The organism is Comamonas flocculans (assembly GCF_007954405.1).
Classification (GTDB): Bacteria; Pseudomonadota; Gammaproteobacteria; order Burkholderiales; family Burkholderiaceae_C; genus Comamonas_C; species Comamonas_C flocculans.
The window spans coordinates 198,441-221,681 of the sequence record NZ_CP042344.1; the positions used below are offsets into that span (position 1 = coordinate 198,441).

The following is a 23,241-nucleotide window of genomic DNA, read 5'->3' on the forward strand; positions in this document are numbered from 1 at the left end:
AGCAAGGCATGAACTGGAAAGCCGTCCACCGATGGCTGGGTCTGAGCCTGGGCACCGTGGCCCTGGTGCTGGGCCTGTCCGGTGCCCTGCTGGCCCTGGATCCGGTGCAGGAGGCCTGGCAGGCGCCGACAGCACCGGCCGACCTGCCGGTGGCCACGCTGGTGCAACAGGTGCAGCAGGCCATGCCCGGCGTCGAGGAAATCCGTCGCCTGCCCTCGGGCGCCGTCGCCGCCTTCGGCTTCGACGGCGACCAAGCGCAGGCGCGCTACGTCGATGCAACCAGCGGCCAGCTGCTTGGCAACTACCAGCCCTCCAGCATGCCGCGCTGGGTCAAGAACCTGCACCGCGCGCTGCTGCTGGGCGATGGTGGGCGCTGGGGCGCCGCGGCCACGGCGCTGGCCATGGTCTTGCTGTCGATTTCCGGCCTGGTGCTGCTCGTGCGCCGCATGGGCGGCTGGCGCCATGTGGCAGGCCGGGTGCGCGGCACCCTGGCGCAGCGCCTGCACGTACTGGCGGGCCGGGTGGTGCTGGCCCTGCTGCTGCTGTCCTCGATCACGGCGCTGACCATGAGCGCCTCGACACTCGGCCTGCTCGAACTGGAAGCCGGGCCCGAGCCCGACGTTGTTTCCAGCGCCAGCACGGGGGCCGACCTGGCGCCGGCGCAGCTACCGCTGCTGCGCGACCTCGGCGTCGGCGATCTGCACCGCGTCAACCTCCCCGATGCGGGCGACCCCACCGACACCTGGCAGGTGGCGACCACGCGCGGCCAAGGCTGGATTGACCGCCACAGCGGCGATACCTTGGCCTGGCAGGAGGCGACGTTGGCGCAGCGGCTGGACGACTGGGCCCGCGTGCTGCACACCGGCGAGAGCGCCTGGCCGTGGGCCGTGGTGATGGGCCTCGCGGGCCTCTGCGTGCTGCTGTTCTGGGCGAGCGGCGTGCTGATCTGGTGGCAGGGGCGCCGCAACGCGGTGCACATCGCCGACAACTCCCGCCTGCAGCAGGCCGAGGTGCTGATCTTCGTCGCCAGCGAGGGCGGCAGCACCTGGGGCTTTGCCCAGGCCTTGCATGCCGCGCTGGTACGCGCCGGGCGGCGCGTGCACAGCAGCGCACTGGAGCACTTCCAGATCACGCCCACGGCGCAGCAGGTCTTCATCCTGGCGGCCACGCATGGCGATGGCCAGCCGCCGGCGCATGCGCGTCATGCGCTGGAGCGCATTGCCGCGCAGGGCGGCAGCGGCGTGCCGGTGACGGTGCTGGGTTTTGGCGATCGCCAATACCCGGCGTTCTGCGCCTATGCACAGGCCGTCGAGCAGGCGCTGCGTGCCCAGGGGCATGCGAGCCTACTGCCGCTGGAGCTGATCCACCAGCAGTCGGCGCAGCAGTTCGCCCGCTGGGGCGAGGCACTGGCGCAGGCCCTGGGCCAGCCGCTGGCGATCGATTACCGACCCCGTCTGCCCGCCACCACCGCGCTGACGCTCGTCGAGCGGCGCGACTACCCCGGCCAGGCCGATCGGCCCACGGCCATCCTGCGCTTTGCCTGGCCGCGCCAGCCGTGGTTTGCGCGTCTGCTCGGCTGCGGCCTGGGCCGCTTCGAGGCGGGCGACCTGGTAGGTATCGTGCCACCGGGGAACGCGGTGGCGCGCTATTACTCGCTGGCGTCGGGCAGCGCCGACGGCTTTCTGGAAATCTGCGTGCGCCAGTGGCCCGGCGGCGTGTGCTCGGCGCACCTGCTGGGGCTCAAGCCGGGCGACAGCACGCAGGCCTTCATCCGTGCCAACCCGGGCTTTACCCTCAGCGGTCGACCGCCGAGCGTGCTGCTGATCGGCGCTGGCACCGGCGTGGCACCGCTGGCAGGCTTCATTCGGCGCAACGACGAGCGCACGCCGATGCACCTGTACTTCGGCGCGCGCGACCCGGCCACCGACTACTACTTCGGCTCCGAGATCGCGCGCTGGCAGGCCGAGCAGCGCGTGGCCAGCGTCAACACCATCTTCTCGCGCGTGCCCGGCGGCGGCTACGTGCAGGAAATCCTGCAACGCGACGCCGAACGCCTGCGCAAATTGCTGGCCGCCGGCGCCGCGGTGCGCGTGTGCGGCAGCCGCCCCATGGCCCAGGGCGTGGGCGAGGTGCTCGATGCGCTGCTGGCGCCGCTGGGCCTTGACGTGAACGCACTGAAGGCCAAGGGGCGCTATGCCGAAGACCTGTTCTGAGCCCTTGCACCGGCTGCAACTGCACGGGCCGACCATGGCCACGCGCTGGGCCGTGAGCTGCGATGTGCCGCCTGTGCTGGACACGAACGCGCTGTGCCAGGCGCTGGCCGAAGCGGTCGAACAAGTCGATGCCCAGATGTCGCCCTGGCAGCCGGAAAGCGCACTGAATCAGCTCAACCGTGCGCCGGTAGGCGATTGGCTGGCACTGCCGGCGCAGATCCTTGAGGTGCTGGCCCGCGCGCTCGAAGTCTGCCGCCTGAGCGACGGAGCGTTTGATCCCGCCGTCGGCGCACTGGTCGATGCCTGGGGCTTTGGCGCGGCATGCGACACGCCGGACGCCGAGGCCATCCGCGCCGCGCGCAATGCCAAACGCCTGCCGACACCGCAAGCCCTTGAGCTGGACTTGGCCGCCGGCCTGGCGCGCAAGCACTCGCCACTGCAGCTCGATTTGTGCGGCATCGCCAAAGGCTATGCCGTGGATCGTATGTGTGCCGTGCTCACCGGACACGGCGTGTGCCACGCCCTGGTCGCACTGGACGGCGAGCTGCGCGCCATCGGCCCCCAGGCCAGCGGCGCGCCCTGGGCGGTGGCGCTGGAGAGCCCGCGTGCAGGCCTGCGCGCCGCGCACGGGGTGATCGAGCTGCAGGACCTGGCCGTGGCCACGTCGGGCGATTACCGGCACTTCGTCCAGGTGGGCCAGGCACGCCTGGCGCACAGCATGGACGGGCGCAGCGGCAAGCCGGTGAACAACGGCGTCGCCAGCGTCACCGTGCTGGCGCCCCGTTGCATGGACGCCGACGCCTGGGCCACCGCCTTGCTGGTGGCGGGCTCGGGCCAGGGCCTGGCCTTGGCGCATCGGCACGGCCTGGATGCCTTGTGGCTGCTGCGCCGGGGCGAGGCGCTGGTCGAGTTGGGCTCGGGCCGCTTCGCCGCTGCCGCATCGGCGGGTACGGCATGAACGGCGGGTGAAGAGGCTGTTCAGCACCGGTTCACCCACACCCGCGCAGACTGCAGCCACAGTCGATCGTGACTGCATTGCAACTCAAGGAGAACGTCATGCAAGTCGCCACCACCATCGCCTCCATCGGCATCGCCGCGGCCCTGCTGGGCAACACCGCCCTGGCCGGCGATCATTCCGATCGCACGCAGCGCCACGCCAGCCGCGCCGAGCGCATCGAAGCGCTGAACGCACCCTGGCAGGCCATTCCCAACTCGGCCGAGGCAGGCTCGCCCGGACATGGTTGGCAGTATTTCTTCAACCCGCAGGCAGCGCGCGCCGTCGTCATCAGCCCTGATGGCCATTACTACTTGAGCCGCGGCAAGGGGCTGCGCTGGATCGCCGCAGCCCAACCAGCGGCGGAAACGGCAACGGCGCCCTGGCAGGCCATCGCCAACCAGGCCCAGGCCGGCATGCCCGGGTTTGGCTGGCAGTACTTCTTCGACTCGATCGCACCCCGTGCGGTGGTGATCAGTCCCGACGGCCACTACTACCTCAGCCAGGGCGATGGGCTGCGTTGGGTGGCTATGGCGCAGCAGCCAACCGGTCGCGACGCATCCATCGGCTGACAAACGGTGCTGCAAGCAGGGGCAGCAAGAATCCATCAGCTGCTTTTTCAGAACCGGAACGAGGGTTGGCATCGTGGCAGCCTCGCCTGCAAAAGCGCGGGCTGCCACGTTCACGCCCGCATCCACATTGAGAGCCTCATGTCCAGAACCACTGAACGCTACCATCCAACGCTCATCACACTGCACTGGCTGACGCTGCTGCTGATGGTCGGTGTCTATGCCTTGATCGAGCTGCACGATGGCCTGCCCAAGGGCAGTGCCGAGCGGGCGCTGGCCAAGAGCTGGCATGAAAGCCTGGGCATCCTGGTTTTCGCAGTCGTCGTATTGGTTCGGCTGCCGCTGCGGTGGATGCTGGGTCAACCCAGTGAGCTTGCCGGTACGCCCGCGTGGCAGTCCCGCTTGGCCCATGTCATGCACTGGGCGCTTTACGGCCTGCTCATCGCGGCGCCCGTTCTCGGCTATCTGAGCCTGAACGCCAAGGGCGCGCCCGTGTCCTTGTTCGGACTCGAACTGCCTGGGCTGATGGCGCCTGACAAGGCGCTTGCAGGCGGCCTCAAAGAAGTCCACGAGGCAATCGGCACACTCGGGTACTGGCTGATCGGCCTACACGCTGCAGCGGCGCTGGTGCATCACTACCTGATGCACGACACGACGCTGGCACGCATGGGCCTGGGGCGGGCTCGACTTGACCCAAACTCCAGAGACAGCCGCTGACCGGCTGCCGCAAAACCCTTGCCAGCTCCGGATCTGGACGCCGGCCGGAACACCGGCAGATCGGCTCAAGACGCCGCGAACTTATTCCACAGCACGATGAAACAAGCCATAAACAAACGCCGCCAAATCCCCCTGTCCATGCCAGACCCGGACCCGGCGGCCTGCTCGCTGGACATGCGCATGGCCGTTTGCCGCAAAGTCCCTCTTTTTGCCGATCTCGACGACGGGCAACTGGCGCAGGTCAACCGGCATTGCCAGGCCCAGAACTTCGCGGCCGGGGAGCCCGTCTACCTGGAAGGCGATGCCGCGACGCACATTTACGTGGTGGCGATCGGCGCCGTCAAGACCACGCGGCTGGCGGCCGATGGGCGCCAGTCGCTGATTGACTTGCTCACCCCAGGCGATTTCTTTGGCGCGCTGCCGGCGCTGGGCCAGCAGTTCTACGCCGACAGCGCCACCGCCTTGACGCCGGCCTGCCTGCTGGGCCTGGATGCGCCTGAGTACGACGCCATCCTGCAAGAAATTCCGCAAGTCGCTGTGGCCACGCTCAAGGGCGTGGCGCACCGGCTGACGCAGTCGCAGCACGCCATTCACATGCTGGCCGGGGCGCCGCTGGAGCAGCGCCTGGCAGCCTTGCTGCTGGTTCTTGCCGACAAGGTCGGCAAGCCCTGGAACGAGGCCATGCTGCTGGACGTGCCGCTGGCGCGCGAGGACCTGGCCGCCATGGCCGGCGCGGCCACCGAATCGGTCAGCCGCTTGTTCAGCCAGTGGCAGCGCGAGGGCTGGATCGACGCCGGCCGGCGCTGGGTCGCCATCGTCGATGCGGCGCGCTTGGAGCAAGTGCGCGACGGCATGGTTTGAGTCAGCGCCAAAGTCGGCTGCTGTTGATTGACGTTTCTCATGGAGCAATACGGCGGGCCTGCCTACAGTGAAGGCATCCCTCAACCAGACCGTCATACAAGGAAAAAACCATGACCAACACCAACACCCGCACCACCTTGCGCGCCGAGGGTTTTTCCTGCCCGTCCTGCGTGACCAAGATCGAGAAAAGCGTCGGCGCGATGGCGGGCGTGAGCCACGTCAAGGTGCACTTCGCATCGGCGCGCATCGAAGTCGACCACCACCCCGAAACCGTCAGCGCGGACGATCTCATCGCCGCCATCGCCAAGGTGGGCTACACCGCGCGCGCCTCGGCGTTCTGACGCACCACCATGGCCCCCGCGCCGCTCACTCCACGAGCAGCACACCGCCGCGCCCGGCGGCGGCGGCTGCCCCTGTCCCGCTTGACCACCTTTGGAGGCCAACCCCATGAACAAGATCAACGCATGGATCAACGGCCGCTGGACGACTCCCGCCTTGTCCGGCCTGCTGATCCTGGCTTCATTCACCGCATCCAAGGGCTACGGCGCTGCCCTGGCGGCCCAGTGGCTGATGGTCGCCGCCGCCCTCGTCGCCGGCGCGCCCATCGTGCGCAACGCCGTACGTGCGCTGGCCGTGCGCCATATCAGCATCGACCTGTTGGTGAGCATCGCCGCCGTCGGCGCGCTGATCATTGGTGAGTATTGGGAGGCGGCGGCCGTCACCTTCCTGTTTGCCATTGGCCACGCGCTGGAATCGGCCACCTTGAACAAGACCCGCGCGGCGCTGGCCGAGCTGATCGCCGTGGCGCCGGACACGGCCATCGTGATGCGCAAGGGCGAGCAGGTGGAAATCCCCGCCGCCAGCGTCGCCATGGGCGAGGTGGTGCTGGTCAAGAACGGCGCCAAGGTGCCGGTCGATGGCGAGGTGATCGCCGGTACCGGCGCGCTCGACGAGGCGTCGATCACCGGCGAATCGATCCCGGTGGAAAAGTCCAAGGGCGACCATGTCTTCGCCGGCACCATCTCGCGCGGCGGCTTTCTGCAGGTGCTGGCCACCGGCATCGGCGCCGACACCACGCTGGCGCGCATCATTCACCGCGTGGAAGACGCGCAGGACGCCAAGGCGCGCACGCAGAAATTCATGGACCGGTTTTCGTCCTGGTACACCCCCGCCGTCGTCGTGCTGGCGCTGCTGGCCGGCCTCATCAGCGGCAGCGTGGTGCTGGGCCTGACCCTGCTGGTGGTGGCCTGCCCGGGGGCGCTGGTGATCTCCATTCCCGTGTCCATCGTCGCCGGCATCGGCCGCTCGGCACGCGACGGCATCCTGATCAAGGGCGGCGAGTTCCTGGAGACCGCGGCCAAGATCGACGTCGTGGCCGTGGACAAGACCGGCACGCTGACCAAGGGCCGCCCGCAGCTCACCGATGTCGTGGCGCTGGCGCCGGGCGTGGACAAGAACCAGGTGCTCGCCTGGGCGGCGCGCGCCGAGGCCGGCTCCGAGCACCCGCTGGCGCGTCCCATCCTGGAAGCGGCGGAGCAAGCAGGCATCGCGGTGGCCGAGCTGCCCGAGCACATCGAGCCCGTGATCGGCAAGGGCATCACCGCCCGCGTCGAGGGCAAGCGGGTGCTGATCGGCAACCTGGCCTTGCTGGAGCAGTTTGGCGTCGCCGATACGGTGGGCGCAGACCGCCAGGCGCATCAACTGGCCACCCAGGGGCGCACGCCCATGATCGTTGCCGTGGACGACCAGGTGCTGGGCGTGATCGCCGTGGCCGACGAGATCCGGCGCGACGCCGCAGCCATGGTGGCCGCGCTGCACAAGGCGGGCGTGAAGAAGGTCGTCATGCTCACCGGCGACGTGAAGCCGGTGGCCGATGCCGTTGCCGCCGCCACCGGCATCGACGAGGTGCACGCCGGGCTGCTGCCCGAGGACAAGCTCGACATCGTCGCCCGCCTGCAGCGGGCCGGCCACGTCGTCGCGATGGTTGGCGACGGCGTCAACGACGCGCCGGCGCTGGCCACCGCCGACGTCGGCGTGGCCATGGGCGCAGCCGGCTCGGCCGTGGCGGTGGAGACCGCCGACATCGCGCTCATGGGCGACGACCTGCTCAAGCTGCCCGAGGCCATCTCGCTGGCGCGGCGCACGCTCTCCAACATCCGCCAGAACATCGTCATCGCTCTAGCGACCGTCGGCCTCCTGCTGACCGGTGTGCTGATGGGTGGGGTGACCATGGCCGCCGGCATGCTGTTCCACGAAGGCTCGGTATTGATCGTGATTGCCAATGCCATGCGGCTGCTGCGGCGCGCGACACCGGCGCACTCAGCGCCCTTGTCGACAGTGGCGAGAGAGTCGGCTCCATCCATTTGAGCGGTGCACATGATCGTTGCCTCGGCCTCTGGCATCTCGGTGCCAGAGGCCTTGTTCCCATCCCAGCCGCTGCACTGCCGCAAGAATCTTGCCGGAACCTGAGTGTTCGATGAATTCAGAAACAAGAAAGGACGAAATTAATGGGCACAAAACCCTCTTGCAGCTTGAGACTGCACGTTATGTTCTCGCTCAGTTCATCTGATCGACATCCCACGTCCCCGCCCCATATCCCACGACGCAACGCCATCGCGCATAGTCGTCGCAATCTGCTGCCCCAGCCGCTGCTCGATCACCGGCTTCCACGGCACCAGGCTGAACCCCATGCCGTCATCAAGCATGGCGTAGCGTCCGCTGGCAAGCATGACGGAACGCCTGTAGATCCCCGCCACGCGCCGGCCGTCGGCCACCGGGCGATGCTCTAGGCCAGTTTCTGCGGCAATATCCTTCGCGACCTGGGCCAGTTCGCGGCTGCGCAGCGTGTTCAACAGATTGCGGGCGAGGATGACGCGTTGGCCGCGTCGCTCGACCAGTCCCTGTTCGGCGAGGAAATCGACCCGCTTCTGCAGTGCGTCCTTGACCTCACTACCAAAGCCCAGGCCACCCAGCCCTAAGCCGCCACCGATCAGTTGCTGGTCGAGCCAGGTGGCTCCGATCACGCGGGCCTGCCGCTCGATGGGCAGGTGCGATTTCAGTTCCACGGCCACGCCGCCCAGGCGCTGTGCGTCGTAGCGGCGGCCCTGCTCAGCCAGGTCGTCCGGTACCTTCCATAGACCTTCGGTGACACGCTCCAAAATGCCGGCGCGGCGCAGGGCTTCGAGCCGGCGGACGTGGGCCGCGACGACCTCCTGCGGGTCGCGTCCGGGCACCGCCTGACCCTGCGCGATGGCGAGGTGGTGGTCGGTGCGGTACAGGCCATCATTCGCCAGCGCCGCGATATTCTTATCGGCCGCGCGCATGTCGGCCGACCCCTTCACCTCCACCACGGCGCCGGTCGGATAGTTCGCCAGTTCGACGCGGGCGTTGAGCGCAACATAGTGGGCTTTGCCGTCCACCCCGTCGATGACCAAATAGCCCCGGTCGCGCAGCTCGTCAGCCAGCCCCTTGGCGGCCACACGGCCGATGACCCTGCGACCATCGTCGCCCGGCTCGAATACGGCCAGCTCGCGAGGCTCGCCATTCATGGCTCGCTGCATGGTGCGGATGATGTCGCCGCGCTCGCCCAGGGCGCGCAAGGTCTTCTCCGCATCCGAATGGACTGCCCAGGTGCCGGGCTGCACTTCATCGGCCAGGCCCAGACGTTGCAAACGCTGCAGGCGGCCGATCAGCAATAGGCGCTGGCGTTGCAGCCGCGGCTCGTTGAAGCGTTCAATCTGCACTTGACCGCCGTCGCCAAGCTCGCGCTTCAGCGTGCGATCCAGGCTCGTCCACCGTTCCTGCTCCACCTCACACTGCAAGGTCTGCTGGATCTCCAGCTCGGTGCGCGGCCCCAGCCACTCGGTCGCCAGCTCAGACGCACGATGCCGGAAGCCATCGGCGATGTAATCGCCCGCGATGATGAGGTCTTTGCCGGTATCGTCGCGCCCGCGCACGATCAGGTGGGTGTGCGGGTTGTCGGTGTTCCAGTGATCGACCGCCACCCATTCCAGCCGCGTGCCCAGGTCGGCTTCCATTCGATTCATCAGGTGTCGCGTGTAGGTACGCAGATCTTCCAACTCGGCCCCATCCTCGGGCGAGACGATGAAGCGGAAATGGTGCCGGTCGTCGGCGCAGCGTTCCTTGAAGGCATCCAGATCGGCGGCATCGGTCTGCGGCCCATAGGCCCGGCCCGGCTCACCATCACGGCCGGCGCCGTCGCGCTCGATGTAGCGCAGATGCTTGGCGAGCGATTGCGGGCTGGCGTTGCGTTGATTGACCAGCAGGGTCTTGATCGTCACGCGCCGCGACATGGGCGTCAGCTTCGCACCCGCGAAACGCGCCGCCGTGTGGCCGCGCCCCAGACGCGAGCCGGGCCGCTGGCCGGTGCCCCTCCCGGTGCCGCTGGCAGTGGCAGGACGGCGCACAGCGGACGTACCGCTGCCGGCCTTGCCCGCCTGCTTGAGCACCTTGGAGACGAAGCCCTGGCCGCGGTTCTTTGGGACGCCGGGGCGGATGCGGAAATCATCGTCGCGGCGGTCGGTCATGGCTGCGCTCTCTGCAAGCTCTGGCGTGTCCGGTCGTGCGAAGCACGCGGACAAGCCTGCATTGGCGCGAGCCTCGCGCCCCACGCGGCACGGCGGCGAAGCCGCTGCGTGCTGCGCCACGCCCGATAGCACGATGATGCGCAGCGAATCAGCGGCGATCATGGGCGTGACTCCAGCCAGACCGGACGTGCAACGCCGATCACGGCGGCTGCGCTGACCGGCCCGAAATACCTGCTATCGAACGACGCCGGATTGGTCACACTGAGCAGGAACAGTTCACCGGGTTCGAGGCGCTGGCACTGCTGCCAGGATGGGAGCGGCCGGCCCCAGCGGTCGGCGGGCAGCACAGTGGCCGAAAGCACGCCGTCGATGCGGACGATGCGACCCGTGACGCATACGAGATAGTCAATCCCCAGGTCGAAAACCCGCTCGGTGTCGCGGGGTAGCTCGCGCACTAGCTGCACTAGATCTTCGCGCAGTGCCAGCTTGCGTGGACGCCCGTTTTTGGTCTTAGGAAGATAGGCCGTCTTCGCGACGAAATCGACGTGCTTCCACGGCAACCCGAGCGTCTCGCCCCGGCGTGCAGCGGTCATGACCTGGAACAGATAAAAAACCTGTAAATAGGGCACAGCCTCAGCCGTCTCCTGCGCCAGCGGGAGCAACTCAGTACGGACTTTCGCCAGCACCTTTTTGCGTGCGCTGACGCTCGTAAACACATGGTCGGCAAGAGCGGCGTCGGCAAGTTCGCTCAATCGAGCCTCAACGGCGCGCTCGAAGTCCAGCGCGGCGAAGGCCTCCAGCAGGCGGCGCTCTTCGTCGTCCGCGATGCGGCGATCGCGCTCATTGAAGTACTTCGGCCGGCGGACCGCGTCCATGGGATTCTTCGCCAGCGGGTAGTCCCAGACAGAGATGGCAATCTTGAAGAGAGCCTTCAGGCGGTCAATTTCGCGGTCGACCGTAGCCGGTGCGACGGCATCGATTCGCTCATTGATGAAATTCTCGACGTCCACCGTCGTGATTTCCGACAGCGGCTTGTGAATCCAAGCCAGCTCGCCGCTGCTGCGGCGCATCTGAAACTTGCTCACCCGCGCGGCGAGACCGCGCCTGCGCCGCTCTTCGCGATATTTCTCGAGCAGTTCGAGGCCGACCGGTCCGCTATCGGCGAGCCAGCCCTCCAGCGAATAGGAGAGCACCTGATGGCTCTTGTGTTTTGGCGCTTCCTCGAGCAGGTAGCGCACCATCAGTTCAGCGAGACTGACTTTGAGCGATGCCGTGTAGTCGACGAATAATCCGCGACTGCGCTCTTCCGTTGTCCGGGCGATGAAACCTTCGGCTTCCTTGCGCGTCTTGAACGTCGCGCTCAGCGGCTTGTGCCCTTTGTCGCGAATGCGCACGAGCCAGCTTTCATCGAGCTGCTCGACACGCGGCTTCAAGCGTTGCGCGCGCAAACACGCCATGTAGCTTCCAACGTCATCAAGCCGGTTGAAGCTGAAGTGCCGGGTCAGGTCGTCGCGGTTCTTGACCGCGACACGAAAGCGCCCGCGGTTGGTGAGGTCAGCCATGTGAGTCTCCAGTTGACAAGGGAGACTCGTGAAGTGAATGGGTTTTAGCCTTGTCGAGTTTCTGTCCCACCCAACTCTGCTTTCGTGGAACAGATTTGGAACAGAACCTGTTAAAACACAAAAGCCGCGGAGTTCGCGGCTTGTATGTCCTTGATTGGCAAGGAAATTCTGGTCGGGGTGAGAGGATTCGAACCTCCGGCCTCTACGTCCCGAACGTAGCGCTCTACCAGGCTAAGCTACACCCCGCTTCTGCCGACGCAAATCAGACCCTGCGCACCAGCAACTGAGCCGCCAATTGTAGCAGTGCTTCGGTGTACGAATTGGCTTTCAGGGTGGAAATTGCATCCACCGCGCGCTGTGCCTGCGCCGCCGCCGCGGCCCGCGTGGCGGCCATGGCCTCGGTTGCCTGCACGATGTCCACCACGGCGGTGAGCTCCCCGGTGGCGCCCTGCTCTATCACCCGGCGCAGCAGCGCCTGCTGCCCCGGATTGGCGCGCTGCATAGCGATGATCAGGGGCAGCGTCATCTTGCCCTCGCGCAGGTCGTCGCCGATGTTCTTGCCCATTTCGCGCACGTCGCCGTCGTAGTCCAGCGCGTCGTCGATCACCTGGAAGGCCGTGCCCAGCGCCTTGCCGTACTCGGCGCAGTGCTGCTCCACCTGCGCGTCGGCGCCGGCCAGCACCGCGGCCAGGCGCGCGCTGGCCTCGAACAGCTTGGCCGTCTTGGAGCGGATGACCTCCAGGTAGCCCGCTTCGGTCAGCGTGGCGTCGTGGGTGTTCACCAGCTGCTGCACCTCGCCTTCGGCGATGACGTTGGTCGCGTCGGCCAGGATCCGCATCACGCGCATGTCCCCGGTTTCCACCATCATCTGGAAGGCGCGCGAATACAGGAAGTCGCCGACCAGTACGCTGGCGGGATTGCCGAAGCTCTCGTTGGCGGTGGTGCGCCCGCGGCGCAGCGTGGACTCGTCCACCACGTCGTCGTGCAAAAGCGTGGCGGTGTGGATGAATTCCACCACCGCCGCGAGGTTGAAGCGCCGGGCGTCGCTGCATTGCAGCGCGCCGCTCATCAGCAGCAGCAGCGCCGGGCGCAGCCGCTTTCCGCCCGCGAGGATGATGTAGCGCGCCACGTCGCCCACCAGCGCCACGGAAGAATCAAGCCGTGCGGCGATGACCTTGTCCACCTCGCGCATGTCGTTGGCAATGAGTGCCAGTGCGGCGGTCGTGCTGGGTGCTGAGGCGCTCAAGGTGTCCGATCTCTGCTGGTGTCTTTGCTCGGTCGCGATTATAGAAAGCGCCGTCCTGGGCCTGGGCCGCACCCGGCTGGGGGCATTGCCCGGCAGCAACGCCGTGCAGTACAATTGCCCGTTTCGCGAAAATTCGTTCGCGGGAACTCTTTGATTCGACGTTTCTAGAGGTTTACATGTACGCGGTCATAAAAACCGGTGGCAAGCAGTATCGCGTGGCTGCCGGCGAAAAAATCAAGATAGAACAGATTGCTGCGGAAGTAGGCCAGGAAATCGTGCTTGACCAGGTTCTGGCTGTCGGCAACGGCAGTGAACTCAAGGTCGGCACGCCCCTGGTGTCCGGAGCCAGTGTCAAGGCCACGGTCGTGGCCCACGGCAAGCACGACAAGGTGCGCATCTTCAAGCTGCGCCGTCGCAAGCACTACCAGAAGCACCAGGGCCATCGCCAGCAGTTCACCGAGCTGCAGATCGATACGATAGCCGCCTGATACGGAGATAGAACACCATGGCACAGAAAAAAGGCGGCGGCTCCACACGCAACGGCCGCGATTCCAACCCCAAGATGCTGGGCGTGAAGGCCTTCGGCGGCCAGACCGTCAGCGCCGGCTCCATCATCGTGCGCCAGCGCGGCACGCGCATCCATCCCGGCGCGAACGTCGGCGTGGGCAAGGACCACACGCTGTTTGCGCTGGTGGACGGCCAGGTCTCGTTTTCCACCCGGGGCGCGTTGTCCAAGCACACCGCCAACGTGACGCCGGTCTGACGGCCCTCACCGCCCCCACCTGCAAAGCCCCGTATTCCGGGGCTTTGTTGTTTGGCCGGCGCGCACCCCTCACTACACTTGTGCACCATGAAATTCGTAGACGAAGCCTATATCGACATCGTGGCGGGAGATGGCGGCAACGGCTGCGTCTCGTTCCGGCATGAAAAGTACAAGGAGTTCGGCGGCCCCAACGGCGGCGATGGCGGACGCGGCGGCCATGTGTACGCGGTGGCGGACGTCAACCTCAATACCCTGGTGGACTACCGCTACGCCCGCCGCCATGAGGCCAGGCGCGGCGAGCACGGCATGGGCTCGGACATGTTCGGGGCCGCCGGCAGCGACATCACGCTCAGGATGCCGGTGGGCACCATCATCAGCGACGCGGAAACCGGCGCGGTGCTGCACGAATTGCTCGAGCCCGGCGAGCCGGTGCTGATCGCCAAGGGTGGCGACGGCGGCTTTGGCAACCTGCGCTTCAAGAGCGCCATCAACCGCGCGCCGCGCCAGAAGACCCCCGGCTGGCCGGGCGAGAGGAAGAGCCTCAAGCTCGAGCTCAAGATCCTGGCCGACGTCGGCCTGCTCGGAATGCCCAACGCGGGCAAGTCCACCCTCATCGCGGCGGTGTCCAACGCACGCCCGAAGATCGCCGACTACCCCTTCACCACGCTGCACCCCAACCTGGGCGTGGTGCGCGTCGGCCCCGAGCAGAGCTTCGTCATCGCCGACATCCCCGGCCTGATCGAAGGCGCCGCCGAGGGCGCGGGCCTGGGGCACCAGTTCCTGCGCCACCTGCAGCGCACGCGGCTGCTGCTGCACATCGTGGACCTGGCGCCGTTCGATGATGCGGTGGACCCGGTGGCGCAAGCGCGCGCCATCGTCGCCGAGCTGAAGAAGTATGACCCCGGACTGCACGCCAAGCCGCGCTGGCTGGTGCTGAACAAGCTGGACATGGTGCCCGCCGACGAACGCGCTGCGCGCGTGAAGGACTTCGTGCGGCGCCTGCGCTGGAAGGGCCCGGTGTTCGAGATATCGGCGCTGACGCGCGAAGGCTGCGAGCCGCTGGTGCGCGCCATCTACCAGCACGTGCACGCCGAGCAGCAGGCCAGCCAGCCCCCCGCCGAGCCCGACCCGCGCTTTGCGGACAGCGGTGACGTACCCCATTGAACCTCTGCTTTGATAGCTGCAAGCGCTTGCCCAGCAAGGGCTAGAGCCGCTTTTTACATGAAAAATCCCTCAGACATCCTGCGTACCGCCCACCGCATCGTCATCAAGGTGGGCTCCAGCCTCGTGACCAACGAGGGGCGCGGCCTGGACGCCGACGCCATCGGCGAATGGTGCCGCCAGCTCTGTGCGCTGGTGCAGGGCGACACCGGCCTCAAGCGCGAGGTGGTCATGGTCTCCAGCGGCGCGATCGCCGAAGGCATGAAGCGCCTGGGCTGGCCGCAGCGCCCGCGCGAGGTCAATGAACTGCAGGCCGCGGCCGCCGTCGGCCAGATGGGCCTGGCGCAGATGTACGAAACCAAGCTGCGCGAGCAGGGCATGGCCAGCGCCCAGGTGCTGCTCACCCACGCCGACCTGGCGGATCGCGAACGCTACCTGAACGCACGTTCCGCGCTGCTCACCCTGCTCAAGCTCGGCGTGGTGCCGGTGATCAACGAAAACGACACCGTGGTCACCGACGAGATCAAGGTCGGCGACAACGACACCCTGGGCGCGCTGGTGACCAACCTGATCGAAGCCGATGCGCTGATCATCCTGACCGACCAGCAGGGCCTGTATTCGGCCGACCCGCGGCGCAACTCCGACGCGCGTTTCATCCACGAGGCCCAGGCTGGCGACCCGGCGCTTGAAGCCATGGCCGGCGGCGCGGGTTCGGCCATAGGCAAGGGCGGCATGATCACCAAGATCATCGCCGCCAAGCGCGCGGCCGGCTCGGGCGCTTCCACCGTCATCGCCTGGGGGCGCGAAAGCGACGTGCTGCTGCGCCTGGCACGCGGCGAGGCCATAGGCACGCTGCTGGTGGCCGACACCCACAAGCACCAGGCGCGCAAGCAATGGATGATGGACCATCTGCAGCTGCACGGCTCGGTCACCGTGGACGCGGGCGCGGCCGCGATGGTGCGCGAGTCCGGCAAGAGCCTGCTGCCGATAGGCATGGTGGCGGTGCAGGGCGAGTTTGCGCGCGGCGACGTGATCGCGGTGCGCGACGCCGGCGGCAGCGAGATTGCCCGCGGCCTGGCCAATTACGCCAGCGCCGAAGCGCGGCTGCTGTGCCGCAAGCCGTCGAGCGAATTCGAGCGCCTGCTGGGCTACGCCGCCGAACCCGAGATGGTGCACCGCGACAACATGGTGCTCTCGCACCACTGAGCGGCGACCGCCCCGGCTGGCCTGCTTTGGCCTACTTGCTCGCCGGCAGCGGGTGGCCGCCGACGGGGGCAGAGCCGAGCGCCTCGGCGGGCGCCAGGCTCGCGTGCGGGTCGGGGTCGAAGCTGGCCCCGGGCGGCAGTTCCACCCCCGGATGCACCAGCATGGAGCCGCTGCGGTAGGCGCCGGCATAGTCGCGCCCCGCTGCGCCTTCGCGTGTGCGCATGCCGGCGCGCAGATAGCGGTTGCGCTGCGCTCCGCGCGGCAGGAAGCGCGAGAGTTCGGTCAGCGCCATCTCATAGACCCTGCGCTTGAACTCCACCACCACGTCCAGCGGCACCCAGTATTCGTTCCAGCGCCAGGCGTCGAACTCCGGATGGTTGGTGGCGCGCAGGTTCAGGTCCCAGTCGTTGCCGACCAGTTGCAGCAGAAACCAGATCTGCTTTTGCCCCTTGTAATGTCCGCGCGCATCGCGGCGGATGTAGCGGTCCGGCACTTCGTAGCGCAACCAGTCCCGCGTACGGGCAACCACGCGCACCTGGTGGGCCAGCAGCCCGACCTCCTCGTGCAGTTCCCGGAACATGGCCTCCTGCGGGGTTTCACCCCGGTCGATGCCACCTTGCGGGAATTGCCAACTGTGCGTTCCAAGACGTTTGCCCCAAAATACCTGGTTTCTCTGGTTGAGCAGCACGATGCCGACATTTGGCCGAAAGCCTTCTCTGTCGAGCATAATCTGACCCCGATTCTTGCTAGTTCAGGCCATTATGCACGCTCGCACGCGTGCGGCAAGCGCTGCGCCCCGCGGCGCCGGACATACCCCGATGAAAGCCTCCCGATTCTTCATTTCCACCCTCAAGGAAGCCCCTGCCGACGCCGAGATTATCAGCCACCAGTTGATGGTGCGCGCCGGGCTGATCAAGAAGCTCGGGGCCGGCATCTACAACTACATGCCCCTGGGCCTGCGCGTGCTGCGCAAGGTGGAAGCCATCGTGCGCGAAGAAATGGACCGCGCGGGCGCCGTGGAATGCACCATGCCCGTGGTGCAGCCGGCCGAGCTGTGGCAGGAGACCGGGCGCTTCGAGAAGATGGGCCCCGAGCTGCTGCGCATCCAGGATCGCCATGGACGCGACTTCGTCGTGCAACCCACCAGCGAAGAGGTGGTGACCGACATCGCCCGCCAGGAGCTGCGCAGCCACCGGCAGCTGCCGCGCAATTTCTACCAGATCCAGACCAAGTTCCGCGACGAGCGCCGCCCGCGCTTCGGCCTGATGCGCGGGCGTGAATTCATCATGAAGGACGCCTACTCCTTCGACAAGAGCCGCGAGGCCGCGCAGCTGAGCTACCAGGCGATGCGCGCGGCCTACCAGCGCATCTTCGACCGCTTCGGCCTGCGCTACCGCGCGGTGCGCGCCGATTCGGGCGCCATAGGCGGTGATCTTTCCGAAGAATTCCAGGTGATCGCCGCCACCGGCGAGGACGCCATCGTCTATTGCCCGGACAGCGACTACGCGGCCAACATGGAAAAGGCCGAGGCGGCGGCGCCCGCACACCCGCGCCCCGCCGCCAGCCAGCCGCGCACGCTCACGCCCACGCCCGGCAAGAGCACCTGCGCGCAGGTGGCCGATCTGCTCGGGCTGGCGCTCACGCAAACCGTGAAGTCGCTGGTGCTGGCCACCGACACGCTGGACGATGCGGGCCAGGTGGCGGGCAGCAAGGTCTGGCTGCTGCTGCTGCGCGGCGATCACGACATGAACGAGGTCAAGGTCTCCAAGGTGCCGGGGCTGGATGCGGGCTTTCGCTTCGCCACCGTGGCCGAGATCGAGGAGCACTTCGGCGCCAGGCCGGGCTATCTTGGCCCGCTGAACCTGCGCAAGAGCGTGACCATCGTCGCCGACCGCGAAGTGGCGCTGATGGCCGACTGGGTCTGCGGCGCCAACCAGGAGGACTTTCACATCACCGGCGTGAACTGGGGGCGCGACCTGCCCGAACCCGACCTGGTGGCCGACCTGCGCAACGTCGTCGAGGGCGACCCCTCGCCCGACGGCAAGGGCCTGCTCGCGATCGAGCGCGGCATAGAGATAGGCCACGTCTTCTACCTGGGCACCAAGTATTCCAGGGCCATGAACGCCACCTTCCTCGCCGAAGACGGCAAACCGGCCTTCTTCGAGATGGGCTGCTACGGCATAGGCATCACCCGCCTGCCGGCCGCGGCCATCGAACAGAACCACGACGAGCGCGGCATCATCTGGCCCGATGCGATCGCGCCCTTTACCGTGGTGCTCTGCCCCATAGGCATGGACCGCAGCGAGGCGGTGCGCGCCGCCGCCGAGCAGCTGCACGCGGATTTGCTCGCGCAGGGTGTGGATGTCATACTCGACGACCGCGGCGAGCGCCCGGGCGCAATGTTCGCCGACTGGGAACTGATAGGCGTGCCGCACCGGGTGGTGCTGTCCGAGCGTGGCCTCAAGGAAGGCCAGGTCGAATACCAGCACCGGCGCGACACCGAGGCGACGCGCATGGCGCTCGGCGCTGTGCTGCCCCACCTGCTGCAGAAGATCAACCAGGGATGACCAAGCCGAGCTTCACCCGCCGACACGCCCTGCTGGCCCTGGCCGGTACGCCCGCCGGCCTGCTCGGCTGGACGGCGCCCGCACACGCCGGTGGCCAGCTGGAAGAGCCGCTGATCGATTCGGTGCGCAGCGCGCTCAGCGCCGCAGTGTCCGAGCTGGCGCCGCCCGAGCCGGTGTTTGCCAGCACCGAGGCGCGCATCAACTACCTGCGCTGGCTCGCCACCATGAGCGAGCGCCTGCGCCCGCGCAAGTCGGCCTGGGAGCAGCGGCGCGACTTCCTGCAGACCGCCTGGTACGAATCGCGCCGCGCCGGCCTCGATGAATCGCTGGTGCTCGGGCTGATCCAGGTGGAGAGCGCGTTTCGCAAGTTCGCCGTCTCCTCGGTCGGCGCGCGCGGCTACATGCAGGTCATGCCCTTCTGGACGCGCGTGATCGGCGACGGCGACGCGGGCAAGCTGTTTCACCTGCAGACCAATCTGCGCTTTGGCTGCGTCATCCTGCGCCACTACCTGGACCGCGAAAGCGGCGACCTGTACATGGCGCTGGGCCGCTACAACGGCAGCCGGGGCAAGGCGGCCTACCCCAATGCCGTCTTCGCCGCGCAAAAGCGCTGGCACTACTCCGAGCCGGCGCGAAACGCCTGAGCGGCCAGCTCTTCGGCCGTGGCAGGCTCCAGCCGGGTCACCATGACCTGGTCGATGCGGTAGCTGTCCACGTCCAGCACCTCGAACTTGTAGTTGCCCACCACCACGTGGTCGGTGCGCCGCGGCACGCGCCTGAGCATCACCATCAGGAAGCCGGCCATGGTCTCGTACTCGCCGGCCTCGGGCAGCTCGTCGAGCTGCAGCGCGTGCAGCACGTCCTCGATCGGCGCCACGCCGTCGATCAGCCAGGAATGCGCGTCACGGCGCACGATCTGCTCTTCGTCGGCCGGGCCCAGCAGCTCGCCCATCACGGTGCTCATCACGTCGTTGAGCGTGACCACGCCCACCACGCGGCTGTATTCGTTGACGATGACGGCAAAGTCCTCGTGCGCCTGGCGGAACTGCTCCAGCACCTCGGCCAGGGTCAGCCGGTCGGGCACGATCAGCACCTTGCGCAGCAGCGCGTCGTCGCGCAGCGACAGCGGCTGGTTGTTCAGCACGCGCTGGAACAAGTCCTTGGCGTCCACGTAACCGACGACGTGGTCGATGTCGCCCTCGCACACCGGGTAGGTGGAAAACGGCTCGGCGGCAATGCGCACGCGGATCACCTCGTCGGGGTCGTCGCGCAGGAAATAGGCCACGCGCTCGCGCAGCGTCATCACCGAGGCCACGGCCCGGGTGTCGAGCTCGAACAGGTTCACGATCACCTGCTGCTCGCGCTGCGCCAGCACGCCGGCGAGCGTGCCCGCCTCGGTCATCGCCAGGATGTCTTCGTGCGTGATGCGGTCGTCGCGCTGGCTCGACCAGCCCAGCGCGCGCAGCAGCCGGTCGGCCGAGCGGCTGTACAGCCAGACCAGCGGGCGAAACACCACCATGCACCAGCGCATCGGCCCCACCACGCGCACCGCGATGCGCTCGGGGTGAGCCATGCCCAGGCGCCGCGGCAGCAGGTCGGCAAACAAGATGAAGAACGAGGTGACCAGCAGGAAGGAAATCCAGAAGCCCAGCGTGGCCGCGGTGGTGGCCGACAGCCAGCTGCCCAGCAGCTCGCTGATCGGCCCGCTGAACGCGCCTTCGCCGACGATGCCGCCCAGGATGGCCACCGCATTGATGCCGATCTGCACCACCGTGAAGTAGTCGCCCGGCTGCTCCTGCGTCTGCAGCACCTGCTGCGCGCGCGCATCGCCCTCGTCCGCCATCTGGCGCAGGCGCAGGCGGCGCGCGGCCGCCAGCGAAATCTCGGCCAGCGAGAAGAAGGCGCTGGCCACGACCAGCAGCGCGATCAGGACCAGGCTGGCGGCCGGGCTCATGGCGCCGCCCTGCGCCGCCACGACGTGGCCACGATGCCGCCCACGATCAGCACGAAGGCCAGCGCGTGGTACAGGTGCGGCACTTCGCCCAGGAAGGCCGCCGACATCACGGCCGCAAACAGCGGCGTGAGGTTGAGGAAGAAGGCCGCCAGCACCGGCCCTCCGCGGCGCACGCCCTCACCCCAGCAGCGGTAGGCCAGCAGCGCGGGGCCGAGAGCGATGAAGGCCAGCGCCAGCACCAGCGGCCAGCCCCAATGGATGGCGTAGCTGGCCGTGCCCCATTCCACGGCCGCAAAGGCGCCCGACCAGCCCACACCGAAGAACATCTGGGCCATCAGGAAGGCGCTCCAGTCGGCGCGTATCGCCCTGGGCTCGCTGGTGCGCAGCAGCAGCCAGCTGTAGAAGGCCCAGGCGATGGTGGCGAGCACCATGTACAGGTCGCCCGGCACGAGGCGCAGGTCCACCAGCTGCTGCCAGTCGCCGCGGCTCAGCACCAGCAGCACCCCGGCCACGGAAAGCAGCGCCCCCACGGCCTGACGCCCGGTGACGCGCACCTTGAACACCAGCGCGCCCACCAGCAGCATCCACACCGGCACGCCCGAGGCCACCAGCGTGACGTTCATCGGCGAAGAGGTCTGCAGCGCCAGGTACTGCAAGGCGTTGTAGCTGCCTATGCCCAGCAAGCCCAGCAGGGCGTAGCGCCGCCAGTGCGGCCACATCGGACTGCCGCGGCGCAGCACCGGCCAGGCAAAGGGCAGCAGGATGGCAAAGGCCAGCAGCCAGCGCAGGAAGTTGAGCATGGACGGCCCGACCAGCGCATGCACCATGCGCCCGACCACGGCATTGCCCGCCCACAGTAGCGGCGCCGTGGTCAGCATCAGGACGGTGGAAAGCGTGTCGCGGTTGAGCATGAAAGAAGCTGACTGTAACGGCTTGTGGCGCGGGCGCTGCAGGCGCCGGGCGAACATGGCACGATCGAGCGCTCCACCCTGAATTTTGCTAGAGGATGACCATGGTCCAAGCCATACAGATTCACCGGCATGGCGGCCCCGAAGAGCTGCGCATCGTCGACCTGCCCGTGGGCGAGCCCGGCCCGGGCGAGGTGCGCATCCGCCACCGCGCCATCGGCCTGAACTTCATCGACGTGTACTTTCGCACCGGGCTGTATGCCAGCGCGCTGCCGCTGGTGCCCGGCGGCGAAGGCGCCGGCGTGATCGAGGCGGTGGGCCCGGGCGTCACCCACCTGGCCGTCGGCGACCGCGCGGCCTACGCCGGGCCGCAGGGCAGCTACTGCGAAGCGCGCGTGATGCCCGCCGCCACCGTCTGCAAACTGCCCGACGCCATCGACTTCGACACCGGCGCGGCCATGATGCTCAAGGGCCTGACGGCGCAATACCTGCTCAAGAAGACGCTGCCCGTGCAAGGGCTGCAGGCGGGCGACCACGTGCTGTTCCACGCCGCCGCCGGGGGCGTGGGCCTGATTGCCTGTCAGTGGGCGCGCGCGCTGGGATTGCAGCTCATAGGCACCGCCGGCAGCGACGAAAAATGCGCTCTGGCGCTGGCCCATGGCGCAGCCCACGCCATCAACTACGCCAAGGAAGACTTCGCCGCGCGCGTGAGGGAAATCACCGGCGGGCGGGGCGTGAAGGTGGTCTACGACTCGGTCGGCAAGGACACCTGGGAAGGGTCGCTGTCCTGCCTGCGCCCCTTCGGCCTGATGGCCAGCTTCGGCAACGCCTCGGGGCCGGTGGAGCCGTTCGCACCCGGCATCCTCGGGGCCAAGGGCTCGCTGTACGTCACGCGCCAGACGCTGTTCACCCACATGGCCACGCGCGAATCCACTCAGGCCATGGCCGACGACCTGTTTGCCGTGGTAGCCAGCGGCCAGGTGAAGATCCACATTGGCCAGCGCTTTGCGCTCACCGACGTGCAGCAGGCGCACCGCGCGCTGGAGGCGCGCAAGACCACCGGCTGCACCATCCTCACCCTGCCGTGAGCCAGCCCGTCGCGGCCTGGCTGAGCGCGCTGCGCGCAGCCACCCGGCGCGGGCCGCATCCAGGCCGCATACCGCTGCGCCTGGGCGACGCGCAGATCGGATCGGTCGCAGCTGAAATTCTGAATGAAATCGGCCCCAAACGCTTGCTGGACAAGCGCTACCAGCTCTCATTTGAAGAGTCGGACGGCGCCCCTGCCTTGACCCTGCCCGCGGAGCAGGCAAGCGCCGCCCTGAACGCCCTTGCCGCCCTGCTGCGCGAGGTCGGCCGCTGCGGCCCCTGGCGCAACGAGCAGCTTGCGGTGCGCGACGCCGCCGGTCGGCAACGGGCCACGGTGGAGCGCGGCGCCGTGCGCGTGCTGGGCATTGCCACCGACGCGGTGCACCTCGTCGGCCTGACCGAAGACGCCAGCGCCGTCTGGGTGCAGCAGCGATCGCGCACCAAGCCCAGCCACCCCGGCCAATGGGACACGCTGATGGGCGGCATGGTCAGCGCGCGCGACAGCCTGCGCGACGCGCTGGCGCGCGAAACGCAGGAAGAAGCCGGCTTGCAACTCAGCGCCCTCACCCACCTGCAAGCCGGCGCCGCCGTGCTGCTGGACCAGCCCAGCGACGAAGGCGGCGCGGGCCTGGGCCATCTGCACGAACGCGTCCACTGGTGGTCGGCCCGCCTGCCGCAGGCCGTGATGCCAGTGAATCAGAACGGCGAAGTCGAGCGCTTTGCATGCTGGAGCCACGCCGAGGTGCAGGCGCGGCTGGCCGCCAGGGCGTTCACGCCGGAGGCGGCGCTGGTGTTGGGGGCGTTTTACGAAGAATGATGGCGCGTTTGACCGCAGGGGGAAATCCAACAATTGGCTTGAGCCACGCGGCAAAGCGGCGGCGGCCTGA

The 23,241-nt window shown here is 67.8% G+C and carries 20 protein-coding genes, 1 tRNA gene and 2 pseudogenes; 15 read left to right on the forward strand and 8 right to left on the reverse strand.

From position 1 onward, the window contains the following. The first annotated feature begins 8 nt into the window (after nucleotides 1–8). The 7 genes from FOZ74_RS00930 (at nucleotide 9) to FOZ74_RS00960 (ending at nucleotide 7,721) form a co-directional block, all read left to right on the forward strand. Nucleotides 9–2,213 carry a PepSY domain-containing protein gene (locus FOZ74_RS00930; protein WP_103044765.1) on the forward strand — a complete coding sequence of 735 codons (2,205 nt, stop codon included), beginning with the start codon at nucleotides 9–11 and terminating at the stop codon, nucleotides 2,211–2,213. Next, the gene (locus FOZ74_RS00935) at nucleotides 2,194–3,171 is read left to right on the forward strand and encodes an FAD:protein FMN transferase (protein ID WP_024539910.1); all 978 of its coding nucleotides are present in this window, start codon (nucleotides 2,194–2,196) and stop codon (nucleotides 3,169–3,171) included. Before FOZ74_RS00930 ends, FOZ74_RS00935 begins: the two co-directional genes overlap by 20 nt. 98 nt (nucleotides 3,172–3,269) lie before the next feature. Continuing rightward, nucleotides 3,270–3,779: a hypothetical protein gene (locus FOZ74_RS15995; RefSeq protein ID WP_013519686.1), complete on the forward strand. Its 510-nt coding sequence runs from the start codon at nucleotides 3,270–3,272 to the stop codon at nucleotides 3,777–3,779. Nucleotides 3,780–3,917: 138 nt separating this feature from the next. Beyond that, nucleotides 3,918–4,493, forward strand: coding sequence for a cytochrome b (locus FOZ74_RS00945; RefSeq protein ID WP_013519687.1), 576 nt, complete (start codon nucleotides 3,918–3,920; stop codon nucleotides 4,491–4,493). A 138-nt stretch (nucleotides 4,494–4,631) separates the two neighbouring features. Continuing rightward, nucleotides 4,632–5,354 carry a Crp/Fnr family transcriptional regulator gene (locus tag FOZ74_RS00950; protein ID WP_158306335.1) on the forward strand — a complete coding sequence of 241 codons (723 nt, stop codon included), beginning with the start codon at nucleotides 4,632–4,634 and terminating at the stop codon, nucleotides 5,352–5,354. A 110-nt stretch (nucleotides 5,355–5,464) separates the two neighbouring features. Further along, nucleotides 5,465–5,695 carry a heavy-metal-associated domain-containing protein gene (locus FOZ74_RS00955; RefSeq protein ID WP_013519689.1) on the forward strand — a complete coding sequence of 77 codons (231 nt, stop codon included), beginning with the start codon at nucleotides 5,465–5,467 and terminating at the stop codon, nucleotides 5,693–5,695. A 106-nt stretch (nucleotides 5,696–5,801) separates the two neighbouring features. Then, a complete protein-coding gene (locus FOZ74_RS00960; protein ID WP_103044763.1) occupies nucleotides 5,802–7,721 on the forward strand; it encodes a heavy metal translocating P-type ATPase in 1,920 nt (639 codons plus the stop codon). 194 nt (nucleotides 7,722–7,915) lie between these two features. Here FOZ74_RS00960 and FOZ74_RS00965 read toward each other — a convergent pair whose 3' ends face one another. From FOZ74_RS00965 to FOZ74_RS00980, 5 genes and pseudogenes are all read right to left on the reverse strand, one after another. Next, nucleotides 7,916–9,901, reverse strand: a complete 1,986-nt coding sequence (locus FOZ74_RS00965; RefSeq protein ID WP_146914024.1) for a relaxase/mobilization nuclease and DUF3363 domain-containing protein — start codon at nucleotides 9,899–9,901, stop codon at nucleotides 7,916–7,918. Nucleotides 9,902–10,059: 158 nt separating this feature from the next. Next, nucleotides 10,060–10,299: pseudogene (locus FOZ74_RS16000) on the reverse strand (S26 family signal peptidase); the annotation flags it as partial. A 93-nt stretch (nucleotides 10,300–10,392) separates the two neighbouring features. Further along, nucleotides 10,393–11,463 (reverse strand): annotated as a pseudogene (locus FOZ74_RS16495) (site-specific integrase); the annotation flags it as partial. 169 nt (nucleotides 11,464–11,632) lie between these two features. Further along, a tRNA-Pro gene (locus tag FOZ74_RS00975) sits at nucleotides 11,633–11,709 on the reverse strand. Nucleotides 11,710–11,725: 16 nt separating this feature from the next. Next, nucleotides 11,726–12,709 carry a polyprenyl synthetase family protein gene (locus FOZ74_RS00980; RefSeq protein WP_186764627.1) on the reverse strand — a complete coding sequence of 328 codons (984 nt, stop codon included), beginning with the start codon at nucleotides 12,707–12,709 and terminating at the stop codon, nucleotides 11,726–11,728. Nucleotides 12,710–12,885: 176 nt separating this feature from the next. On the opposite strand from FOZ74_RS00980, the gene rplU reads away from it, so the two are divergent. From rplU to proB, 4 genes are all read left to right on the forward strand, one after another. Next, the gene (gene rplU / locus FOZ74_RS00985; RefSeq protein WP_146911226.1) at nucleotides 12,886–13,197 is read left to right on the forward strand and encodes a 50S ribosomal protein L21; all 312 of its coding nucleotides are present in this window, start codon (nucleotides 12,886–12,888) and stop codon (nucleotides 13,195–13,197) included. A gap of 17 nt (nucleotides 13,198–13,214) precedes the next feature. Continuing rightward, nucleotides 13,215–13,472: a 50S ribosomal protein L27 gene (gene rpmA / locus FOZ74_RS00990; protein WP_146911227.1), complete on the forward strand. Its 258-nt coding sequence runs from the start codon at nucleotides 13,215–13,217 to the stop codon at nucleotides 13,470–13,472. 87 nt (nucleotides 13,473–13,559) lie between these two features. Continuing rightward, nucleotides 13,560–14,636: an Obg family GTPase CgtA gene (gene cgtA / locus FOZ74_RS00995; protein ID WP_146911228.1), complete on the forward strand. Its 1,077-nt coding sequence runs from the start codon at nucleotides 13,560–13,562 to the stop codon at nucleotides 14,634–14,636. 57 nt (nucleotides 14,637–14,693) lie between these two features. Further along, entirely contained in the window at nucleotides 14,694–15,839 is a 1,146-nt protein-coding gene (gene proB / locus FOZ74_RS01000; protein WP_146911229.1) for a glutamate 5-kinase, read from the forward strand. A 31-nt stretch (nucleotides 15,840–15,870) separates the two neighbouring features. Here proB and FOZ74_RS01005 read toward each other — a convergent pair whose 3' ends face one another. Beyond that, entirely contained in the window at nucleotides 15,871–16,566 is a 696-nt protein-coding gene (locus FOZ74_RS01005) for an RNA pyrophosphohydrolase (RefSeq protein ID WP_146911230.1), read from the reverse strand. Nucleotides 16,567–16,657: 91 nt separating this feature from the next. Here FOZ74_RS01005 and FOZ74_RS01010 point away from each other — a divergent pair, with 91 nt between their 5' ends. Then, nucleotides 16,658–18,406, forward strand: coding sequence for a proline--tRNA ligase (locus tag FOZ74_RS01010; protein ID WP_146911231.1), 1,749 nt, complete (start codon nucleotides 16,658–16,660; stop codon nucleotides 18,404–18,406). After that, nucleotides 18,403–19,050, forward strand: coding sequence for a lytic transglycosylase domain-containing protein (locus tag FOZ74_RS01015; RefSeq protein ID WP_146911232.1), 648 nt, complete (start codon nucleotides 18,403–18,405; stop codon nucleotides 19,048–19,050). The genes FOZ74_RS01010 and FOZ74_RS01015 overlap by 4 nt, the downstream gene beginning before the upstream one ends. On the opposite strand, the gene paeA is transcribed toward FOZ74_RS01015, so the two are convergent. Then, nucleotides 19,023–20,360 (reverse strand): polyamine export protein PaeA, encoded by a 1,338-nt coding sequence (paeA, locus tag FOZ74_RS01020; protein ID WP_146911233.1) that lies wholly within the window; start codon nucleotides 20,358–20,360, stop codon nucleotides 19,023–19,025. The genes FOZ74_RS01015 and paeA overlap by 28 nt on opposite strands. Further along, the gene (locus FOZ74_RS01025; RefSeq protein ID WP_146911234.1) at nucleotides 20,357–21,271 is read right to left on the reverse strand and encodes a DMT family transporter; all 915 of its coding nucleotides are present in this window, start codon (nucleotides 21,269–21,271) and stop codon (nucleotides 20,357–20,359) included. The genes paeA and FOZ74_RS01025 overlap by 4 nt, the downstream gene beginning before the upstream one ends. 101 nt (nucleotides 21,272–21,372) lie before the next feature. Between FOZ74_RS01025 and FOZ74_RS01030 the strand changes: the two genes are divergently transcribed. Then, entirely contained in the window at nucleotides 21,373–22,356 is a 984-nt protein-coding gene (locus tag FOZ74_RS01030; RefSeq protein WP_146911235.1) for a quinone oxidoreductase family protein, read from the forward strand. Further along, nucleotides 22,353–23,171, forward strand: coding sequence for an NUDIX hydrolase (locus FOZ74_RS01035; RefSeq protein WP_255437710.1), 819 nt, complete (start codon nucleotides 22,353–22,355; stop codon nucleotides 23,169–23,171). The genes FOZ74_RS01030 and FOZ74_RS01035 overlap by 4 nt, the downstream gene beginning before the upstream one ends. The last annotated feature ends 70 nt before the right edge of the window (nucleotides 23,172–23,241 follow it).